Source organism: Marinobacter zhejiangensis, assembly GCF_900114775.1.
Classification (GTDB): domain Bacteria; phylum Pseudomonadota; class Gammaproteobacteria; order Pseudomonadales; family Oleiphilaceae; genus Marinobacter; species Marinobacter zhejiangensis.
In genome coordinates, this window is the sequence record NZ_FOUE01000001.1 from 430,051 (window position 1) to 446,613 (window position 16,563).

General features: G+C 59.5%; 19 protein-coding genes. 9 read left to right on the forward strand and 10 right to left on the reverse strand.

Annotated features, from left to right (window positions below; genetic code table 11):
• Positions 1 to 17 precede the first annotated feature (17 nt).
• On the forward strand, positions 18 to 479 hold the full coding sequence (locus BMZ67_RS01890) for a MarR family winged helix-turn-helix transcriptional regulator (RefSeq protein ID WP_092020219.1): 462 nt from the start codon (positions 18 to 20) through the stop codon (positions 477 to 479).
• Here the strand turns inward: BMZ67_RS01890 and BMZ67_RS01895 are convergent.
• Positions 463 to 1,344, reverse strand: a complete 882-nt coding sequence (locus tag BMZ67_RS01895) for an alpha/beta fold hydrolase (RefSeq protein WP_175481812.1) — start codon at positions 1,342 to 1,344, stop codon at positions 463 to 465. The two genes, BMZ67_RS01890 and BMZ67_RS01895, sit on opposite strands and share 17 nt — an antisense overlap.
• A gap of 204 nt (positions 1,345 to 1,548) precedes the next feature.
• Here BMZ67_RS01895 and greB point away from each other — a divergent pair, with 204 nt between their 5' ends.
• Positions 1,549 to 2,058 carry a transcription elongation factor GreB gene (greB, locus tag BMZ67_RS01900; RefSeq protein ID WP_092020221.1) on the forward strand — a complete coding sequence of 170 codons (510 nt, stop codon included), beginning with the start codon at positions 1,549 to 1,551 and terminating at the stop codon, positions 2,056 to 2,058.
• A gap of 245 nt (positions 2,059 to 2,303) precedes the next feature.
• Positions 2,304 to 2,591: a hypothetical protein gene (locus tag BMZ67_RS01905; RefSeq protein WP_092020222.1), complete on the forward strand. Its 288-nt coding sequence runs from the start codon at positions 2,304 to 2,306 to the stop codon at positions 2,589 to 2,591.
• Here BMZ67_RS01905 and BMZ67_RS01910 read toward each other — a convergent pair whose 3' ends face one another.
• The 8 genes from BMZ67_RS01910 to ftsY all read right to left on the reverse strand — a co-directional run bounded on the left by BMZ67_RS01910 (position 2,592) and on the right by ftsY (position 10,683).
• Positions 2,592 to 4,079: a HAMP domain-containing sensor histidine kinase gene (locus tag BMZ67_RS01910; RefSeq protein WP_092020223.1), complete on the reverse strand. Its 1,488-nt coding sequence runs from the start codon at positions 4,077 to 4,079 to the stop codon at positions 2,592 to 2,594. It abuts the gene before it with no gap.
• Between the two features lie 3 nt (positions 4,080 to 4,082).
• Entirely contained in the window at positions 4,083 to 4,763 is a 681-nt protein-coding gene (locus BMZ67_RS01915; protein WP_092020224.1) for a winged helix-turn-helix domain-containing protein, read from the reverse strand.
• Positions 4,764 to 4,864: 101 nt separating this feature from the next.
• Complete coding sequence (gene hyi / locus BMZ67_RS01920; RefSeq protein ID WP_092020225.1) at positions 4,865 to 5,653, reverse strand: hydroxypyruvate isomerase; 789 nt, start codon at positions 5,651 to 5,653, stop codon at positions 4,865 to 4,867.
• 4 nt (positions 5,654 to 5,657) lie between these two features.
• Entirely contained in the window at positions 5,658 to 6,590 is a 933-nt protein-coding gene (locus tag BMZ67_RS01925) for an NAD(P)-dependent oxidoreductase (RefSeq protein ID WP_245749841.1), read from the reverse strand.
• A gap of 106 nt (positions 6,591 to 6,696) precedes the next feature.
• Positions 6,697 to 7,557, reverse strand: coding sequence for an RNA polymerase sigma factor RpoH (rpoH, locus tag BMZ67_RS01930; protein WP_092020226.1), 861 nt, complete (start codon positions 7,555 to 7,557; stop codon positions 6,697 to 6,699).
• A gap of 202 nt (positions 7,558 to 7,759) precedes the next feature.
• Positions 7,760 to 8,764: a permease-like cell division protein FtsX gene (ftsX, locus tag BMZ67_RS01935; RefSeq protein WP_092020227.1), complete on the reverse strand. Its 1,005-nt coding sequence runs from the start codon at positions 8,762 to 8,764 to the stop codon at positions 7,760 to 7,762.
• A complete protein-coding gene (ftsE, locus tag BMZ67_RS01940; RefSeq protein ID WP_092020228.1) occupies positions 8,754 to 9,443 on the reverse strand; it encodes a cell division ATP-binding protein FtsE in 690 nt (229 codons plus the stop codon). Before ftsE ends, ftsX begins: the two co-directional genes overlap by 11 nt.
• Before the next feature lie 16 nt (positions 9,444 to 9,459).
• Positions 9,460 to 10,683, reverse strand: a complete 1,224-nt coding sequence (gene ftsY / locus BMZ67_RS01945; protein ID WP_092020229.1) for a signal recognition particle-docking protein FtsY — start codon at positions 10,681 to 10,683, stop codon at positions 9,460 to 9,462.
• Between the two features lie 201 nt (positions 10,684 to 10,884).
• Here ftsY and rsmD point away from each other — a divergent pair, with 201 nt between their 5' ends.
• A complete protein-coding gene (gene rsmD, locus BMZ67_RS01950) occupies positions 10,885 to 11,493 on the forward strand; it encodes a 16S rRNA (guanine(966)-N(2))-methyltransferase RsmD (RefSeq protein WP_092020891.1) in 609 nt (202 codons plus the stop codon).
• A 46-nt stretch (positions 11,494 to 11,539) separates the two neighbouring features.
• On the opposite strand, the gene BMZ67_RS01955 is transcribed toward rsmD, so the two are convergent.
• Entirely contained in the window at positions 11,540 to 12,721 is a 1,182-nt protein-coding gene (locus BMZ67_RS01955) for a DesA family fatty acid desaturase (RefSeq protein WP_092020230.1), read from the reverse strand.
• A 272-nt stretch (positions 12,722 to 12,993) separates the two neighbouring features.
• Here BMZ67_RS01955 and mutM point away from each other — a divergent pair, with 272 nt between their 5' ends.
• From mutM to hslO, 5 genes are all read left to right on the forward strand, one after another.
• A complete protein-coding gene (gene mutM / locus BMZ67_RS01960) occupies positions 12,994 to 13,806 on the forward strand; it encodes a bifunctional DNA-formamidopyrimidine glycosylase/DNA-(apurinic or apyrimidinic site) lyase (RefSeq protein WP_092020231.1) in 813 nt (270 codons plus the stop codon).
• A gap of 169 nt (positions 13,807 to 13,975) precedes the next feature.
• Entirely contained in the window at positions 13,976 to 14,302 is a 327-nt protein-coding gene (locus BMZ67_RS01965) for a hypothetical protein (RefSeq protein WP_092020232.1), read from the forward strand.
• A gap of 90 nt (positions 14,303 to 14,392) precedes the next feature.
• Complete coding sequence (gene yrfG, locus BMZ67_RS01970; RefSeq protein WP_092020233.1) at positions 14,393 to 15,076, forward strand: GMP/IMP nucleotidase; 684 nt, start codon at positions 14,393 to 14,395, stop codon at positions 15,074 to 15,076.
• 46 nt (positions 15,077 to 15,122) lie between these two features.
• Entirely contained in the window at positions 15,123 to 15,530 is a 408-nt protein-coding gene (gene hslR / locus BMZ67_RS01975; RefSeq protein WP_092020234.1) for a ribosome-associated heat shock protein Hsp15, read from the forward strand.
• Between the two features lie 73 nt (positions 15,531 to 15,603).
• Positions 15,604 to 16,458, forward strand: coding sequence for an Hsp33 family molecular chaperone HslO (gene hslO, locus BMZ67_RS01980; protein WP_092020235.1), 855 nt, complete (start codon positions 15,604 to 15,606; stop codon positions 16,456 to 16,458).
• Positions 16,459 to 16,563 lie beyond the last annotated feature (105 nt).

A 16,563-nucleotide genomic window follows, 5' to 3' on the forward strand; every position in this document is an offset into this window, starting at 1 on the left:
CGACAGAGCGCCCCGCCATGACCGATACCGCCGACACCTCCCCCCAACCGATGGACATTGCCCGCCAGTGTGCGGCACTCCATTCCCGGGTGTTTTCGCGTCTGATCACTCGCCACTACAACAGCCGTTTGGCCGACCTGGGGCTGCGCATTACCCAGTTTACTGTGCTCAATGCCATCAAGGTCTGCCCCCCCGAGTCCATCCACCAGCTGGCGGACACCCTGGGCATGGAACGCACCTCGCTCCAGCGAACCGTGGAGATGCTGATCAAAAAGGGACTGGTCCGGTCCGAACCCAGTGGCCATAAACGCTCGCTGGGCCTTTCCCTGACACCGGAAGGTGACGAGATCTACCGGCTGGCGGTCCTGCGCTGGCAAAAGGCCCACGACGAGTTCACCGATCTGGTCGGGCAAGACAACTGGGACGCTGTGGCTGGACAACTTCACCACCTCAGCAAACAGGTCAAGACGACGCTGTAGCATACCGCCCCTCCGGATCCTGCCCAGCCGATGGCTCATCAATGGAAGAGCCATCGGCAAACTCGGCAATACGAAGAACCACCTCGGCGTCACGCAGAATGCGGTTGTGCCCCAGTCCGTCCGTTGGAAACACCTCAGACCTCGACAACGATTGCGCCAGGCGCCCGGCACACTCAAAGGGCACTTCTCGGTCGTTACGATCATGAATCACCAGCGTCGGGACATGGATCAGCTTTGCCCGCTCGGTGATATCCAGCGCCGACAACGGCAGCCCCACCGTACGCTCCATTTGCGACAGGAACCGCTGTTCCGCCCGGGATGACATCCGCATCAGGCGGGCAAACCGCCGCAGCAACCCTTCGAACGTAGCGGGGCCTGATACCAGCGCCAGGCGGTGGATTCGTTCTGTTCCTGCCACCACGTAAGCCAACGTTCCCGCCCCCATGGAATGGCCCACCGCCAGGTCAACGGGACCATCGATATACGCCAGCGCTGCTTCGATGGCCTCGATAAACCGCCCCGGGTGGGAACTGGGTTCAGTGGACGGGCCATGCCCGGCGGGGTGAACCGAGTACAGGGTGTAGCCCCGCTGTGATAGCGCCTGCGCCACTCCTTCAAACATGCCTGCCCCTGACGACCAGCCATGCACCAACAGGGCATTACGTGCGCCTCCGGGGCGCACCGAAAGATACCCGCCACCCGCCAGCGCCACCACATCCTCGCCAGCAACTACACTGCGTTTGCGCAACTGATCCGGTACCCGTGGCTTGGTCATCAAACGGGTCGCCGTGCCGGCGGCCAGGGTCGGTAACGCCTGGCTATAGGTGGAAAAGGCCCACTGAAACGCTCGCATTCCAATCGTCATCATTGCCTCCTAGTGTATATACACTATTTGAGTTACAAAGGAACATCATGGGATTGCCGTACGAGGAACCACCAGTGTTCTACAAACACTCCCGGTACGAAACATACCATTAAGTGTATATGCACTTTTATATTTCAACAAGCCTGGATTCTGACTCTGATACACTGGCCGCCAATCCATCGAGCTATTTGGTATTCCGGTCTCATGCGCGCAAAACTGATTACCCGTGACGGCTTCGAAGCCCTAAAAAAAGAGCTGGACTACCTGTGGCGCGAACATCGTCCCGAGATCACCAAGAAGGTGCAATGGGCCGCCAGCCTGGGGGATCGCAGCGAAAATGCCGACTACCAGTACAACAAAAAGCTGCTGCGGCAAATCGACCGACGGGTACGTTACCTGCGCCGGGTCCTCAGTGAACTGACAGTCGTAGACTATGCCCCGGAACAGGAAGGCCGCGTGTTTTTTGGCGCCTGGGTAGAAGTTGAGAATGACGAGGGTGACATCAAGCATTTCCGCATCGTCGGTTACGACGAGATCTTTGACCGCAAGGACTACATTTCCATTGACACGCCAATGGCCCGAGCCCTGCTAAAGAAACAACTGGATGATGAGGTCGAGGTTCAAACCCCGAATGGGCCGGCGTACTGGGTGGTCACCGACATTGAATACCCCAAGGACAGCGGGGCCAATGACGACCACAAAAAAACCCCGTAAAAACGGGGTAAGGCTAGCGCTTTGCTGGAGGGCACCACAACACCGGCAAGATCCGGTGCTTGGTTATAGCCATTATCTCCCCTCGCCGTTACTGGCAGGTGGCCAAGGCATTAACGATTGGACAGGGATTGGTCTGGGGTTGGCCATAGCGCCCCGGAATTAGGTTGCGCACTCTAGAGTTTCTCACTAACGTTGGCCACCCTCAGACTATGAACCGTTTGCAAACACAGTGACAGGTATCTGACATGAACACCAAGAAGCTCATCGACACCGCCCTGAATGGCCTCGACACCCTGGGTTTCCAGCTCGACCAGCTGGGCATCACCGGCAAGGTCAACCGTCACAACCTGGCGGCCTTCGTTATGAACGAGCAGAAGCATCTGGAAGGTGAGTGGGACAGCATTCAGGCCCGTATCGACCGTCGTCGCTCCCAGGTAGAAGCGCTGGTGAGCAGCGTTGAAGAGCGCGCTGATGCGGTACTTCGCCCAGTGCTGAGCCGCATCGAGCAGCTGCGAGGCGCAGTTCGCGGCTGATCAGGCCTGCTGGCGGGACAGCGGCGAGCTGGTATCGCCACTGCCCGCTGCTCCCTCCGGCTCCGGTCGGGCCGGCGCCGATTTCAGCCGCCGGCTCCCGGGCTGATAGGTCGGCAGCACGACTCTCACCGTCAATCCCGGCTGTTCCGCACCCGGATTCCGATCGCTAAGCTCGATCGTCCCCTGATGAATTTCAGCGACCGCGCTGACCAGACTCAGCCCGAGTCCGTTACCCGGCAATGAACGGCTTTTGCCAACCCGGTAGAACCGCTGGAACACGTTTTCCTTCTCTTCATCGGGTATGCCAATACCGCTGTCACTGACCTCAAACACGGTATTTCCATCGCGACCGTACACCGCCACCCGAATATCACCATGCTCCGGGGTGTACTTGATGGCATTGTCGATCAGGTTGCTGACCATCTGGAACAACAGATCACGATCCCCTTCGATGACCGCCTCATTGTCCAGCGCCTGCTCAAACGACTGGGATTTGTCCTCTGCCACCGCTTCATAAAGCTCACAGGCATCACTGGCGAGTACGCCCAGCGATACCGGCTGCATATCTGCCGTGTTGCCCCGGGTCTCCAGTCTGGCAATCCGCAGCAGCGCATTGAACGTAGCCAGCAGCTGGTCGGCCTCAGCAACCGCCCTTCCCGCCTGCTCCCGGGCCTCATCGTTGTCCACCGACATCAGGGTGTTTTCAAGCTGGTTACGAAGCCGGGTTAACGGCGTGCGAAGGTCGTGGGCGATGCTGTCTGACACATGTCGGATCCCCTCCATGAGGTAAACGATCCGATCCAGCATCTGGTTGAGGTTTTCCGCCAGCTGGTCAAAGTCGTCACCGGTGCCCCGCGTCGGAATGCGCTGGGACAGGTGACCATTCATGATCTTGCGGGAGGTATTGTTGATCACTTCGATGCGGCGGGTGGTGCTGCGGCTGATCATGAAACCGCCCAGCAATGCCAACCCCAGGGTAATACCCATACCCCAGTTGATGGCTATTTCGATGACTCGCTTGAGTGCCGCCAGGTCGTCAATGTCCCGTCCCACCAGCAGCCTCAACCCTCCCTGAACCTCAAAGATCCGGGCACGCGCCAGGCGAGGCTGCCCCACCCAGCCAACCCGATCATCCAGGGTAAAGTTGATCCAGCCACTCTGAGACTGACTGCCCTCAGGCCAGGCCGTCAGGTTACCCGCCAGCTTCATGTAATCTTCGGTGGTGACCAGGTACAGGGACTTGGCGTTGGGCTCTCGAGCCACCCGCTCGCGGATGATGGTGATCAGGCCGTTGATACCACGGCCGCGATACTGCTCAGCCAGACCCGCGATTTCCGCCTCAATGGTTTCATCGGTCTGGGCCGCCATGAAGCCCGCCGTCCGCCAATAGATAAATGCCAGCAACAGAAAAACCGAGGTCGCAAACACCACCATGTACAACAGGGCGAGCTGGAAGGTGGATGTTCTGAGCTGGCTGATCAGTTTCACGGGTCAGGCGGACTCACGAAGCATGTAACCGGCACCCCGGATGGTTTGCAGCAGTGGGGTTTCGAACTCTTTGTCGATCTTGGCACGCAACCGGCTGATATGAACATCGATCACGTTGGTCTGGGGATCAAAATGGTAATCCCACACTTTCTCCAGCAGCATGGTGCGGGTCACCACCTGGCCGGCATTACGCATCAGGTACTCCAGCAGGCGAAACTCCCGCGGCTGGACGTCGATGTTCTGGCCAGCACGTTTAACGGTACGCGCCAGCAGATCCATTTCCAGGTCGGCCACCCGCAGTACGGTTTCGGTTTCTGCAGTCTGGCGATTGCGGCGGATCAGTGACTCGATACGCGCCAACAGTTCGGTGAACGAAAACGGCTTGGTCAGGTAATCATCACCACCGCCCCGCAGCCCTTCCACCCGGTCATCAACATCGCCCAGGGCGCTGAGGATCAGCACCGGGACCTGGTTTCCGGTCGCCCGAACCGTTTTGATGATCGACAGGCCATCCATACCCGGTAGCATCCTGTCCACGATCATGATGTCGTAGTCTTCGCTGGCCGCCATCATCATGCCTTCCTTGCCCTCCGCCGCATGATCCACGACGAAGTCGGACTCCTTCAGCCCTTTGATCAGGTAATTTGCAACATCCTGATCGTCTTCAATTACCAGAGCTTTCACTCACAGCCTCCAGGTTCAGGGATTTCTGAAAAACAGAGTACGGCCTACCTACGGCAACAGCCAGTTACGATCTTGTAAGAGGGTGTCGCCATTGGCGACGGTCAGCGATCGCCGCGCCATTCCTGCAGCCACCCTAACCCCGCCGTGGTTTCCGTCGCCGGTCGGTACTCGGCACTGACCCACCCTTTATAGGATAGGCGATCCAGCGCTGCGAAGACGTTGGCAAAATGGATTTCACCGGTTCCCGGCTCGTGTCGGCCCGGGTTATCGGCGAACTGGATATGGCCAATCCGGGGCATCAGCCGCTCCAGGGTCCGGATCAGGTCACCTTCCATGATCTGCATGTGGTACAGGTCATACTGCAGCCGGACGTTGTCCGATCCCACCGCCTCTATCAGCTCAATAACCTTGGCGGAGGTATCCAGCAGGAACCCCGGCATATCGACTCGGGAGTTGATCGCCTCAACACACAGGGCAATGCCTTCCCGCTGCAGTTGTTCATTCGCCCAGGTCACATTGGCCACCAGGGTATCCCAACCCTGCTGCCAGGGCACCGACGCTGGCAGCAGCCCAGCCAGACAGTTCAACTGGCGGCAATCAAGCGCCTGGGCATAGCCAATGGCCTGCTCCACGCCGCGGCGAAACTCATCCACCCGGTCGGGCAGGCAGGCAATGCCCCGCTCCCCTCCATCCCAGTCGCCTGGCGGCAGGTTAAACAACACCTGGGTCAGCCCCTGGTCCTGCAGCCTGTCTTTCAGCTCGTTCCGGCGCCAAGCATAGGGAAACAGGTATTCCACCCCTTCAAAGCCAGCCGCCCTGGCCGCCGCGAAGCGATCGAGGAAATCGTGTTCGTTGAACAGCATGGTGAGGTTGGCAGCAAACTTCGGCATGGCATCACTCCTTCGGTCCGGGGCCCACAGAGCCCAGGCGGGTTCCATTGAGATGTTCCAGCTCCAGTAACAGACCACTGTGGTCTACTTCGCTGTGCCCGTTGGCCACCAGCGACAGGTATTCATTGTGCACCTGTTGCGCCAGGGGCAGGGTCAGCCCCTCGGCCCGCGCTTCATCCAGGATCATCCGCATGTCCTTGAGCTGGATTCGGGCCGGCGCACCAGGGGCAAAGTCCCGATCAATCATCCGCTGGCCGTGTTGTTCCAGAATCTTGCTTCCGGCAAAGCCTCCCAGCAACGCCTGCCGCACCGCAACCGGGTCGGCACCGCCTTTGGCAGCCAACAGCATGGCTTCGGACACGGCGCCGATGGTGATACCCACAATCGCCTGGTTCGCCAGTTTTGCCAGCTGACCAGCCCCAACCGGGCCGATATGAGTCACCGATCCCATCGCCTCCAGCACGCCCCGGACTTTTTCCAGGTGCTCGTCACAGCCACCCGCCATGATACTGAGCACGGCGGCTTCAGCCCCTCGCGTCCCCCCTGACACCGGCGCGTCGAGATAGCCAGCGCCCCGGACTTCCGCCCGCTGGGCGTGGTCCCGCGCCAATGACGGCTGGACAGAGCTCATATCGATGATCACCGCTCCGGGCTTCGCCGCTTCGATCACCCCCTGGTGAACCAGAACTTCGTTCACCACCTGACCGTTTTCCAGCATGGTGATCACCACGTCTGCACCGGCTGCTGCCTGGGCTGGTGTGGCCGCTATTTCCGCCTGGCTGGCGAAAGGCTCGCACTTGCTGGCGGTGCGATTCCACAGCACCAGATCGAAACCAGCCTTAAGCAGGTTTGCCGTCATCGGCGCCCCCATCAGGCCAATCCCAAGAAAGGCAACGCGCAGGTGTCGCGACGTGTCCGCAGGCATTGATTCCGTCATCGGGTCAGTTCTCCAGAGTTCGTTTCAAAAGCACATACAAAAACGCCACCAACCCAAAGGGCTGATGGCGTTCTGAATGGCGGGCCTGGCTACCGAATTACCGCGATCAAGCGGCTTCGGTCATCTCGGCCCGGATCTTTTTCATGGCGTTCTTCTCAAGCTGGCGAATACGCTCAGCCGATACACCATACTTGTCGGCCAGTTCATGCAGGGTAGACTTGCTCTCTGACAACCACCGTTCCCGCAGGATGTCCTGGCTGCGTTCGTCCAGGTTGCCCATCGCCCGCATCAGGCGACCATTGGAATCCTCGGTCCAGTCTGACTGTTCCAGCAGCATGGCCGGATCAGCGCGACGGTCTTCCAGATAATGAGCCGGCGCCTGATAGGCACTGTCGTCATCGTCGTCCATCGGGCCGTCGAAAGAGGTGTCCTGAGAGGCCAGACGACCTTCCATCTCCCGCACCACCTGCGGCTCCACACCCAGATCCTGAGCAACGGCGTTAAGCTCTTCATGATTCAACCAGGCCAGGCGTTTCTTCTGGCTGCGCAGGTTGAAGAACAGCTTACGCTGGGCCTTGGTGGTTGCCACCTTGACGATACGCCAGTTGCGCAGAATGTACTCGTGAATCTCTGCCTTGATCCAGTGCACGGCAAACGACACCAGACGTACGCCGTATTCCGGGTTGAAGCGTTTGACCGCCTTCATCAACCCCACGTTACCTTCTTGGATCAGGTCCGCCTGGGGCAGGCCATACCCGGAGTAACTGCGGGCAATGTGAATCACAAAGCGCAAATGGGAGAGAACCAGCTGACGGGCTGCCTCGACATCATCTTTATAGTGCAGACGTTCAGCCAGGTCTCGCTCTTCATCGGCAGTAAGCACCGGAATCCGGCTCGTGGCCTGAATATAGGCCTCAAGATTAACGCCCGGAACCAGTTTGTCAGCCAACTGTAGACTTGTACCCATGCTTTCCCTCCTAGTTAGGGACTTGCAAATATAACAATTCTTCCAAAGACCGCCAAGGTCTTGAAAAGTTCCCTGAATTTAAAAATAAACTTTCTAAAACATGCAGTTAACTTAACTTCAGGTAACTTTTACAATAACACGACTTTCGAACTTACCCCGCCCCACCGGTTTCGGACATACGGTGTTTCCGCTATCGCCACCGTTAACTGCCCGCCGGCACTCCCGGCTCAATCGCATCCAGATGACGCTTCACCGCCAGCCAGGCGCCCAGCCACCCCAGCAGCATGGCAAACACCAGCAGGGCAAGAGCGCCATCCAAGGGTAGACCACTGAGCGCAAAATTGCTGTGGTAAAGTGCCGCCAATCGCTCAATGGGCCCGCTGAGCCACCATAGCGACAGTTCCAACAGGAACCAGGCCACCAAACCTCCGCCCAGACCGAACCATACCCCGGTATAAAGGAAGGGGCGACGAACAAACGCATCGGTGCCGCCAACCAGTTTGACCACCAGAATTTCATCACGGCGGTTTTCGATGGCCAGGCGGATGGTGTTGCCGATCACCAAAATCACCGCACACCCCAGGAGCAGGGCCAGTACCCAGACCGCCCGCGCCAGTAACTGGGTCATCACATTAAGCCGTTGCAGCCAGCCCAGATCCACCTGAACCCGGGCAACGCCCGGTAACGCCTCAAGTTCCGCCGCCAGCCGTTCAACCCCGGCTGCCGTTCGTCCAGTTTCCGGCGGCGTCACCAGCAATGTGTGAGGCAACGGGTTTTCATCCAGATAATCAAGGGCATCGGCCAGCCCCGAGGTCGCCCGGAACTCCGCCAGCGCAGAATCACGATCGATCAGTTCGACATCATCAACATCACCCCGGCTGCCGACCTCCAGGCGCAAGGCCTGGGCCTGCTCCAGCGACAAATTGTCGGTCAGGTAGGTGGTGATACGCGCACTGCTTTCCCAGCCCGCGCTGACCCCTTCCAGACTGGTCAGCAACAATAGCAGCGCCACGGGCATCGCCATGGCAACCCCCATCACCAGCCAGGTCATCAGACTGGCGACCGGCGCCTGCCACAACCGGCGACCACTTTCCCGGGCAACTTTCCGGTGATGGGCCAGGTAGCTGCCGGCAACATCACGGGCCTCACTTCGGGATTGCGCCGCTCCCCTTCCCTGCTGACGTGGTCGAGTGGGTTCAGTGGCCATGAGCCATTCCTCCCAGCGCTGAACCACCGTTTACAAGGCGGCCATGCTCCAGTGTCAGGGTTCGTCGCCCCATATCGTGAATCAGGGAGATATCATGGCTGGCGATCAGCACGGTCACCCCAACCTGACTGAATTGCTCAAACAGGTGCATGATGTCAGCAGATAATTCCGGATCCAGGTTCCCGGTGGGCTCATCGGCCAGCAACAGCGGCGGCTTGTTGACCACCGCGCGGGCAATGCCAACTCGCTGCTGCTCACCACCCGACAACTGCATTGGGTTCATCTTTTCCTTACTTAACAGCCCCACCTTGTCGAGCGCGGCCCGGACCCGGCGACCAATATCCCGTGTGGGCACGCCCATCACCTCCAGCGGCAACGCGACGTTATCAAACACCGTGCGGTCAAACAGCAGTTGGTGATTCTGGAAGACCACACCAATATGACGGCGGATGTACGGCACCTGGCGCCGGGGCATGTTGTTGAGCACCTGCCCACCCACAACCACCTGACCGGCACTAGGCCGCTCCATCAGCATGATGAGTTTGAGCAGGGTACTCTTGCCGGCACCGGAATGCCCGGTCAGGAACGCAAGCTCCCCCCGATCCAGGTGAAAGTTGACCTGTTTCAGGGCGGTGTGGTCGCTGCCATAGCGTTTGGTAACCTGCTGGAACTCAATCATCGGTTCAGGGCCTCAGTTACTCGGCAAACAACGCCTCAACAAAGGTTTCTGCATCGAAGCTGCGCAGGTCGTCCACCTGCTCACCCACACCGATGTAACGGATCGGCAGCTGCAACTGGCGGGCAATGGCGAAAACGATGCCGCCTTTGGCGGTGCCGTCCAGTTTGGTCAGCGTGACGCCACTGACGCCCACGGCCTGCTGGAATACCGTCGCCTGACTGAGGGCGTTCTGACCGGTGCCGGCATCCAGCACCAACATCACCTCATGGGGCGCAGAATCGTCCAGCTTCTTCATGACCCGGACCACCTTCTCCAGCTCGCTCATCAGGTTGTCCTTGTTCTGGAGGCGACCGGCGGTGTCGGCGATCACCACATCGACGCCCTTGGCCTGAGCAGACTGGACCGCATCGTAGATCACCGACGCGCTGTCTGCGCCGGTATGCTGGGCAACCACCGGCACCTGGTTGCGCTCGCCCCAGACCTGAAGCTGCTCGACCGCCGCTGCCCGGAAGGTATCACCGGCCGCCAGCATGACCGAGTGACCGTCGCGCTGGAAGTGCTTGGCGAGCTTGCCAATGGTCGTGGTCTTACCCACACCATTCACGCCAACCACCAGGATGACGTATGGCTTTTTGTCAGACGCGATTTCCAGGGGACGGGTCACCGGTGCCAGGATGCCGTGCAACTCCTCCCGCAAAGCGGCCTGCAGCGCTTGACCGTCCTTGAGCTGATTGCGCTCGAGCTTGTCGGTCAGGGTTTCAATGATTTCGGAGGTGGCGGTCACGCCCACGTCTGCCATCAGCAGCATGGTTTCGATTTCTTCCAGCAGATCCTCATCAATCTTCTTGCTGATGGAGAACAGGTCTGCCAACCCGGCTGTCAGGTTCGCCCGGGTCTTGCCCAGACCATTACGAATTCGCTCGAAGACACTGAGCTGAGGCGCTTCAGCCACCACCTCCGGCACCGCCGTAACGGGTGCTTCCACGGCGGGTTCGGGTTGCGTTTCAGGCTGAGGCTCTGGTTGCTGCTCAGGTTGAGGCTTCGCTTCGGGCTCAACGGCCGTTTCTGCAGCCGCCGCTTCCGTTGGTGCAGCTACCGGTTCTGGACGTGGCTGGGCCTTGGGCTGCTTCTGGGGTACCGGCTCCGGCCGGGGAATTCGCCGGCGGTTAGCGGCAACATCACCCACAAACAACAACACGAGAAGGGCCAGAAGCCCTATGGAAATCCATTCAGCCGTCATAGTCTTACCATCAGTCCGGAATTGGCGGGGGAAATAAGAAGCGCTCATTCTAGCGGTAGCCAACCGCAGCGTCCAAACCCAGATGAGCATTCCGCTATGCAGTGCGCTTTCAGCTACATGGCCGGACGACTTTTCGTTACCATGGCATCCCCGATGCTGCCGCACCGGATGACCGAATCACGCCGCCAGGAGAACACCACCATGGCCCGAAAGCGCCCTTCCGCCAACCGCCCGACTGCTGCCGCCAGCGGCGAGTTACGCATCATTGGTGGCGACTGGCGAAGCCGCAAGCTGCGCTTCCCCGATGCTGGCGGCGTCCGCCCGACACCAGCCCGTACCCGCGAGACCCTGTTCAACTGGCTGTCGTTCCACCTGGCAGGCCGGGACTGCCTCGACCTGTTTGCCGGCAGCGGCGTACTGGGTCTTGAAGCGCTGTCCCGGGGCGCCGCCTCGGCTACCTTTGTGGACCATACGCCGGCACTGGCCCAGGCCCTGCGGGAAAACCTCAGACTGCTTCATTGCGACCGTGCCACGGTGGTTTGCAGTGCCGTGGAGACGTTCCTTCGAGACTCACCGCCACAGCCGTTCGATCTGGTATTTATGGACCCGCCATTCCGGCAAGGCTGGCTGGAGCGGCTGTTTCCACTGATTGCAGAGCAAGGCTGGGTTAAACCCGGTGGCTGGGTCTATGTCGAGCATGAAAGCGAACTGACGCCGCCACCACCGCCGGCCAGCTGGCAACTGCATCGTCAGAAGACCGCCGGCCAGGTGACCTACAACCTCTACCGGGTGGCCGAACCAGAGGCATAAAAAAACCGCCGGGATACGGCGGTTTTTTTATGCTGGAGCCGGCCGGTCAAGCCGCCGCCGGACGCAGGGAATAAGCCTTGAGGTGAGCAGCAAACTCCTCCAGGTAACGGATACCACTGGCTTCCGCCTCCCGACACCACTCCATCAGCGCCTGAATCTTGTCCTGCGGCTTAAGCCCGCGACGACGCCAAAGCGCTTGCAGTTCCTGACTCTTGTCGTAGATCTGCTTGAGCACGGCATTGTTTTCCAGCACCGAGTCCAGGTGCGCCTGATCCTTCGGTTTGATCAGGGTAATCTCCCGTGACAACAGCTGCTTGAGTTTGCGATAGCGGGTTTTGATGCTTTCCTCGACCACCGACTTCTGCTGCCTCAATACCGGCTCCATGACCCGCTTGCGGTACTGACGCATGATGTCGAACCGGTTGTTGGCAATCGCCTGCACCGTTTCAACATCCACATCCTGTTTGCCGGGTACGAAGTGAGCGATCGGACGATAGCCTTTTGGATGAGCCAGGCCAAACAGCTGGAACAGGCGGATGTAGCCCCAACCAATATCGATTTCGTACCAGCGACGGGACAGCTTGGAGGAATTCGGATAGGTGTGGTGGTTGTTGTGCAGTTCTTCACCACCGATGAGAATGCCGATCGGCGAAATATTGCGGGCATTGTCGGCGCATTCAAAGTTGCGGTAGCCAATATAGTGGCCAATGCCGTTGACCACACCGGCGGCCCACACCGGAATCCACATCATCTGAACCGCCCAGATCCAGATGCCGTTGACCCCGAACAACGCCAGGTTAATGACCGCCAGCAGGGCGATACCCCAGGCTTTGTGGGGGGTATAAAGCTTGCGCTCGATCCAGTCTTCCGGCGTACGCTGGCCGTAACGCTCCAGGGTTTCCGGGGTGGCGGCCTCGGCGTAAAGCTCCGCACCTTCCAGCAACACCTTCCGGATGCCTTTAACCACCGGGCTATGAGGATCTTCTTCCGTTTCGCATTTGGCGTGGTGCTTGCGGTGGATGGCGGTCCACTCCTTGGTGTTCTGGGCGGTGGTCAGCCACAACCAGAAGCGGAAAAAGTGAGCCAGCACCGGGTGCAGGTCCAGGGAGTTATGAGCCGAATGGCGGTGCAGGTAGAGCGTCACACTGACAATCGTGACGTGGGTGAGACCCAGGGTGACCAGAATAAGCTGCATCGCAGACAGGTCGAGAAGACCGTTGTACCACATACCAAATTACCTCAGTGAAGCCGATCGGGAGCTGGTTTCCGGCCCCCTGATTACAGGGCTCACACTCTAGCTTACGGGTGTACGCCAAACAAGCAGATTTCATTGCTTAATTGTTACCTTCTGCACCTATTTTGGTCAATAAGTGATCGCAATTTACTCCACCTGTCGTCGCCAACCCCTTACTAAGCGTGTGGTTTTCCCCGGCCGGTAGCCGTTGACATTTTGTTGCCAAACTCCACAATCAGGCCACCCCCAAACCGCTGGAGCCTACCGTGCCCGAGTTACCGGAAGTTGAAACCACCCGACAGGGCATCGCTCCGCACTGCCAGGGGCAAACTGTAACCCAGGTGGACATTCGCAACCCCAACCTGCGCTGGCCGATCCCCGATGCTTTGACGGCAGGCATCCTTCAGCAACCCATCCTTAGCGTTGAGCGCCGCGCCAAGTACCTGTTGCTGAATTTTCCCGGTGGCACTGCCATCGTTCACCTGGGAATGTCCGGCAGTTTGCGAATCATCACCGATGATACCCCGCCACAGACCCACGACCATGTGGAGCTGACCCTCGCCTCCGGCATCCGGCTCCGCTACAACGACCCCCGCCGTTTCGGCTGCTGGCTTTGGTCGGAAACCCCCAATGCCCATCCGCTGCTGGCGGAACTGGGACCAGAGCCCCTGGCCCCCGAGTTTGACGGACACTACCTGTTCCGCCTGTCCCGCGACCGAAAAACACCTGTTAAATCGTTCTTGATGGATAACCACGTCGTCGTTGGCGTTGGCAACATCTACGCCAACGAGTCCCTGTTCAAGGCCGGCATTCACCCTCGCCGTGCGGCCGGGCGTATCAGCCGCGACCGCTACCTCCAGCTCTGCGAGGCCATCAAAGAGACCCTGGCTGCCGCCATTCTGCAGGGGGGAACTACCTTGAAAGACTTCGTCAACAGTGACGGCAAGCCCGGCTACTTCGCCCAGTCATTGCTGGTTTATGGTCGCGGCGGCCAGCCCTGCGAGAGCTGCGGAACGGTGCTGAAGGAAATCCGTATGAACCAACGCACCACGGTCTATTGCCCCCGCTGCCAGCGCTGATCACGCAGTAACGGGTATAAAAAATCCGTTTGAAAATGCGTAAATATGATTCATAGTTAAGAATACCTTCAAACCGGACCAGTGTTTGCCGCACCTCCATGTGCTGGCATCACTCGTTGTGCCCGGCACCCGTGCCACTACGGGCAAAACTGATTCTAGGAGACACGCCATGCCCGCAAGACTTTCCCGAATCCTGACCTCCACGATGGCCGCCTGCCTGCTGGCTTTCGCCTCCGTTGGCCATGCCAGTGCTGTCGACGAATCCCCCTCGGCGCTGGCCATGACCGCCGACGCAGTGATCGCCCGGCCGCTGTTGCTGGCCACAACCGTTGTTGGCACTGCGGTGTACATTGTTTCCCTGCCGTTCTCGCTGCTCGGCGGTAATGCCGGTGAAGCCGGCGAAGTGCTGGTTCTGGGCCCCGCGAAGTCCACCTTCGTACGCTGCCTGGGCTGTGAGCAATCCGGTCGTCGCCAGGAAGGCCCGGCCAACAACTGAGGCCAGCACCTCATCCGTACAAACCGGAGTTGCGTCACACTCCGATCTGCGGCAGCCTGAAGGCACACTGTCTTCAGGCTGTTTTGTTTTATGGTTAACTGGTCTCACCTCGACACGCTGTTCCTTGATATGGACGGCACCCTGCTGGACCTGCACTTTGACAACCACTTCTGGCTGGAACACCTGCCCCGTCGCTACGCCGAGCACCATGCGATAACACCGGACCAGGCCAAAGCCCGGCTGATGCCCATGATTCAGGCGCAACAGGGAACCCTGAACTGGTACTGCACCGATTACTGGAGCGACCTGCTCAACCTGGACATTACCCAGCTCAAGGCTGAGATTGGTGACCGCATTGGCTATCGCCCCCATGTCCCGGAGTTTCTCAGTGCGGCGAAGGCCGCCGGCCTGCGCACCGTCATTGTGACCAACTGCCACCCTGACCCGCTGGCGCTAAAACTGCAGCGAACCGGCCTGGATAAGCGCGTCGACAGGGTCATTTCCAGCCATACCCTGAGAAGGCCCAAGGAAGACGCCGAGTTCTGGCACGACCTCCATCAACTGGAACCCTATCAGCCCGGTAACACCCTGATGGTAGACGACAGCCTGCCGGTGCTTCAGAGTGCCGCCCGTGCCGGGATTGGCCAGTGCCTGGCGGTACTGGCACCGGACAGTCGCCAACCGGCGCGGAAGGACGCCGCCGGCCTGCCGGCCATCCACCACTTTGACGAAGTTCTGCCTCACTTGCTGGGTCTGGGCCAGATGCCATCGTGAAATCGATGCGGTTATAATGGCAAGGCACACACATCAGGTGGGAGACATGAGCGTAGCAACCCCGGAAGATCAGCGGGTACGACTGGATAAATGGCTGTGGGCCGCCCGATTTTACAAAACCCGCTCCCTGGCCAAAGACGCCATTGAAGGGGGCAAGGTTCACTACAACAATCAGCGTTGCAAACCCGGCAAGCTGGTCGAACCCGGCGCCAAGCTGACCCTGCGCCTGGGGTGGCAGGAGCGCATTGTGATTGTTGATCAGATCAGTGACCGCCGCCGGGGTGCCCCGGAAGCGCAAACCCTCTACCACGAAACCGAAGACAGCATCAGCAAGCGTGAGGACATGGCGTGGCAGCGTAAAACCATGCAGGCTGCACAACTGCCGCCCGCACGCAGGCCATCCAAGAAGGACCGCCGTGATATTCAACGCTTTCGCGACCAGAATGGCATGTAATCCGCCGACTCCGGTTCGCAGTTCCATACCCCGATGACCACCGCGCTAGCGCGTTTTCAGGAGACCGCAAAACATGGCGTCCCAGGACCAGTTCCAACGCTTTATCTTTGAACACAGCCAGATCCGTGGGGCCTGGGTACAACTTGCCGACAGCTATACCGAGATTGGCAGCCAGGCGCCCTATCCGGCGTCTGTCCGTCAGCTGCTGGGCCAAACCCTCGTTGCCAGTGTGCTGATGAGCAGCACCCTGAAGTTTGAAGGCACGCTGTCGCTGCAGGCTCAGGGCGAAGGGCCGTTGCGCACCCTCATGGCTGAATGCAGCCACGACCGCCACATTCGCGGCCTTGCCCGGTTCGACGCCCCCGCAGCGGCGGCAGGCGGACTTAATGACCTTCTCGGTGATCGCCGCATGGCCATTACCATCACCCCGGAACGCGGGCAGCGCTATCAGGGCGTGGTACCCCGGGAAGCAGATACCCTCGCAGGCTGCCTGGAAGAATATTTCGAACGCTCCGAGCAAATCGCCACGACGCTGATCCTGTTTGCAGATGAGGAACGCAGCGGCGGCCTGCTTTTGCAACGCCTGCCCGGCAGCAGTGAAGCCGATGATGAGCTGTGGGAACGGGTCAACCACCTGGCTGCTACCCTGACGGAAGAAGAACTGCTGGGCCTGGACAGTGAATCTGTCCTGCACCGGCTGTTCCACGAGGAGGAAGTGCGGGTTTTCGAGCCTGACGCGGTGGTTTTCCGCTGCAGCTGCTCCCGCGAGCGGACCCTTGGTGCCCTCAAATCCATCGGCAAGGACGAGTGCTACAGCATTATCGAGGAGCAGGGGGCGATCGAAATGGATTGCCAGTTCTGCCACTCCCACTACCAGTTCAACCGCAACGATATTGATCACCTCTTCACCGGCCACTCTCTCCACTGACTCTGACAATTGGCCCGGAACCCGCTGCTGGCGGGGCTTTCCGGGCAGTCGTTTTTTCTGGACATCTCTGGCATAATAGCGCGCCTGAATTGACCCGATTGTTCA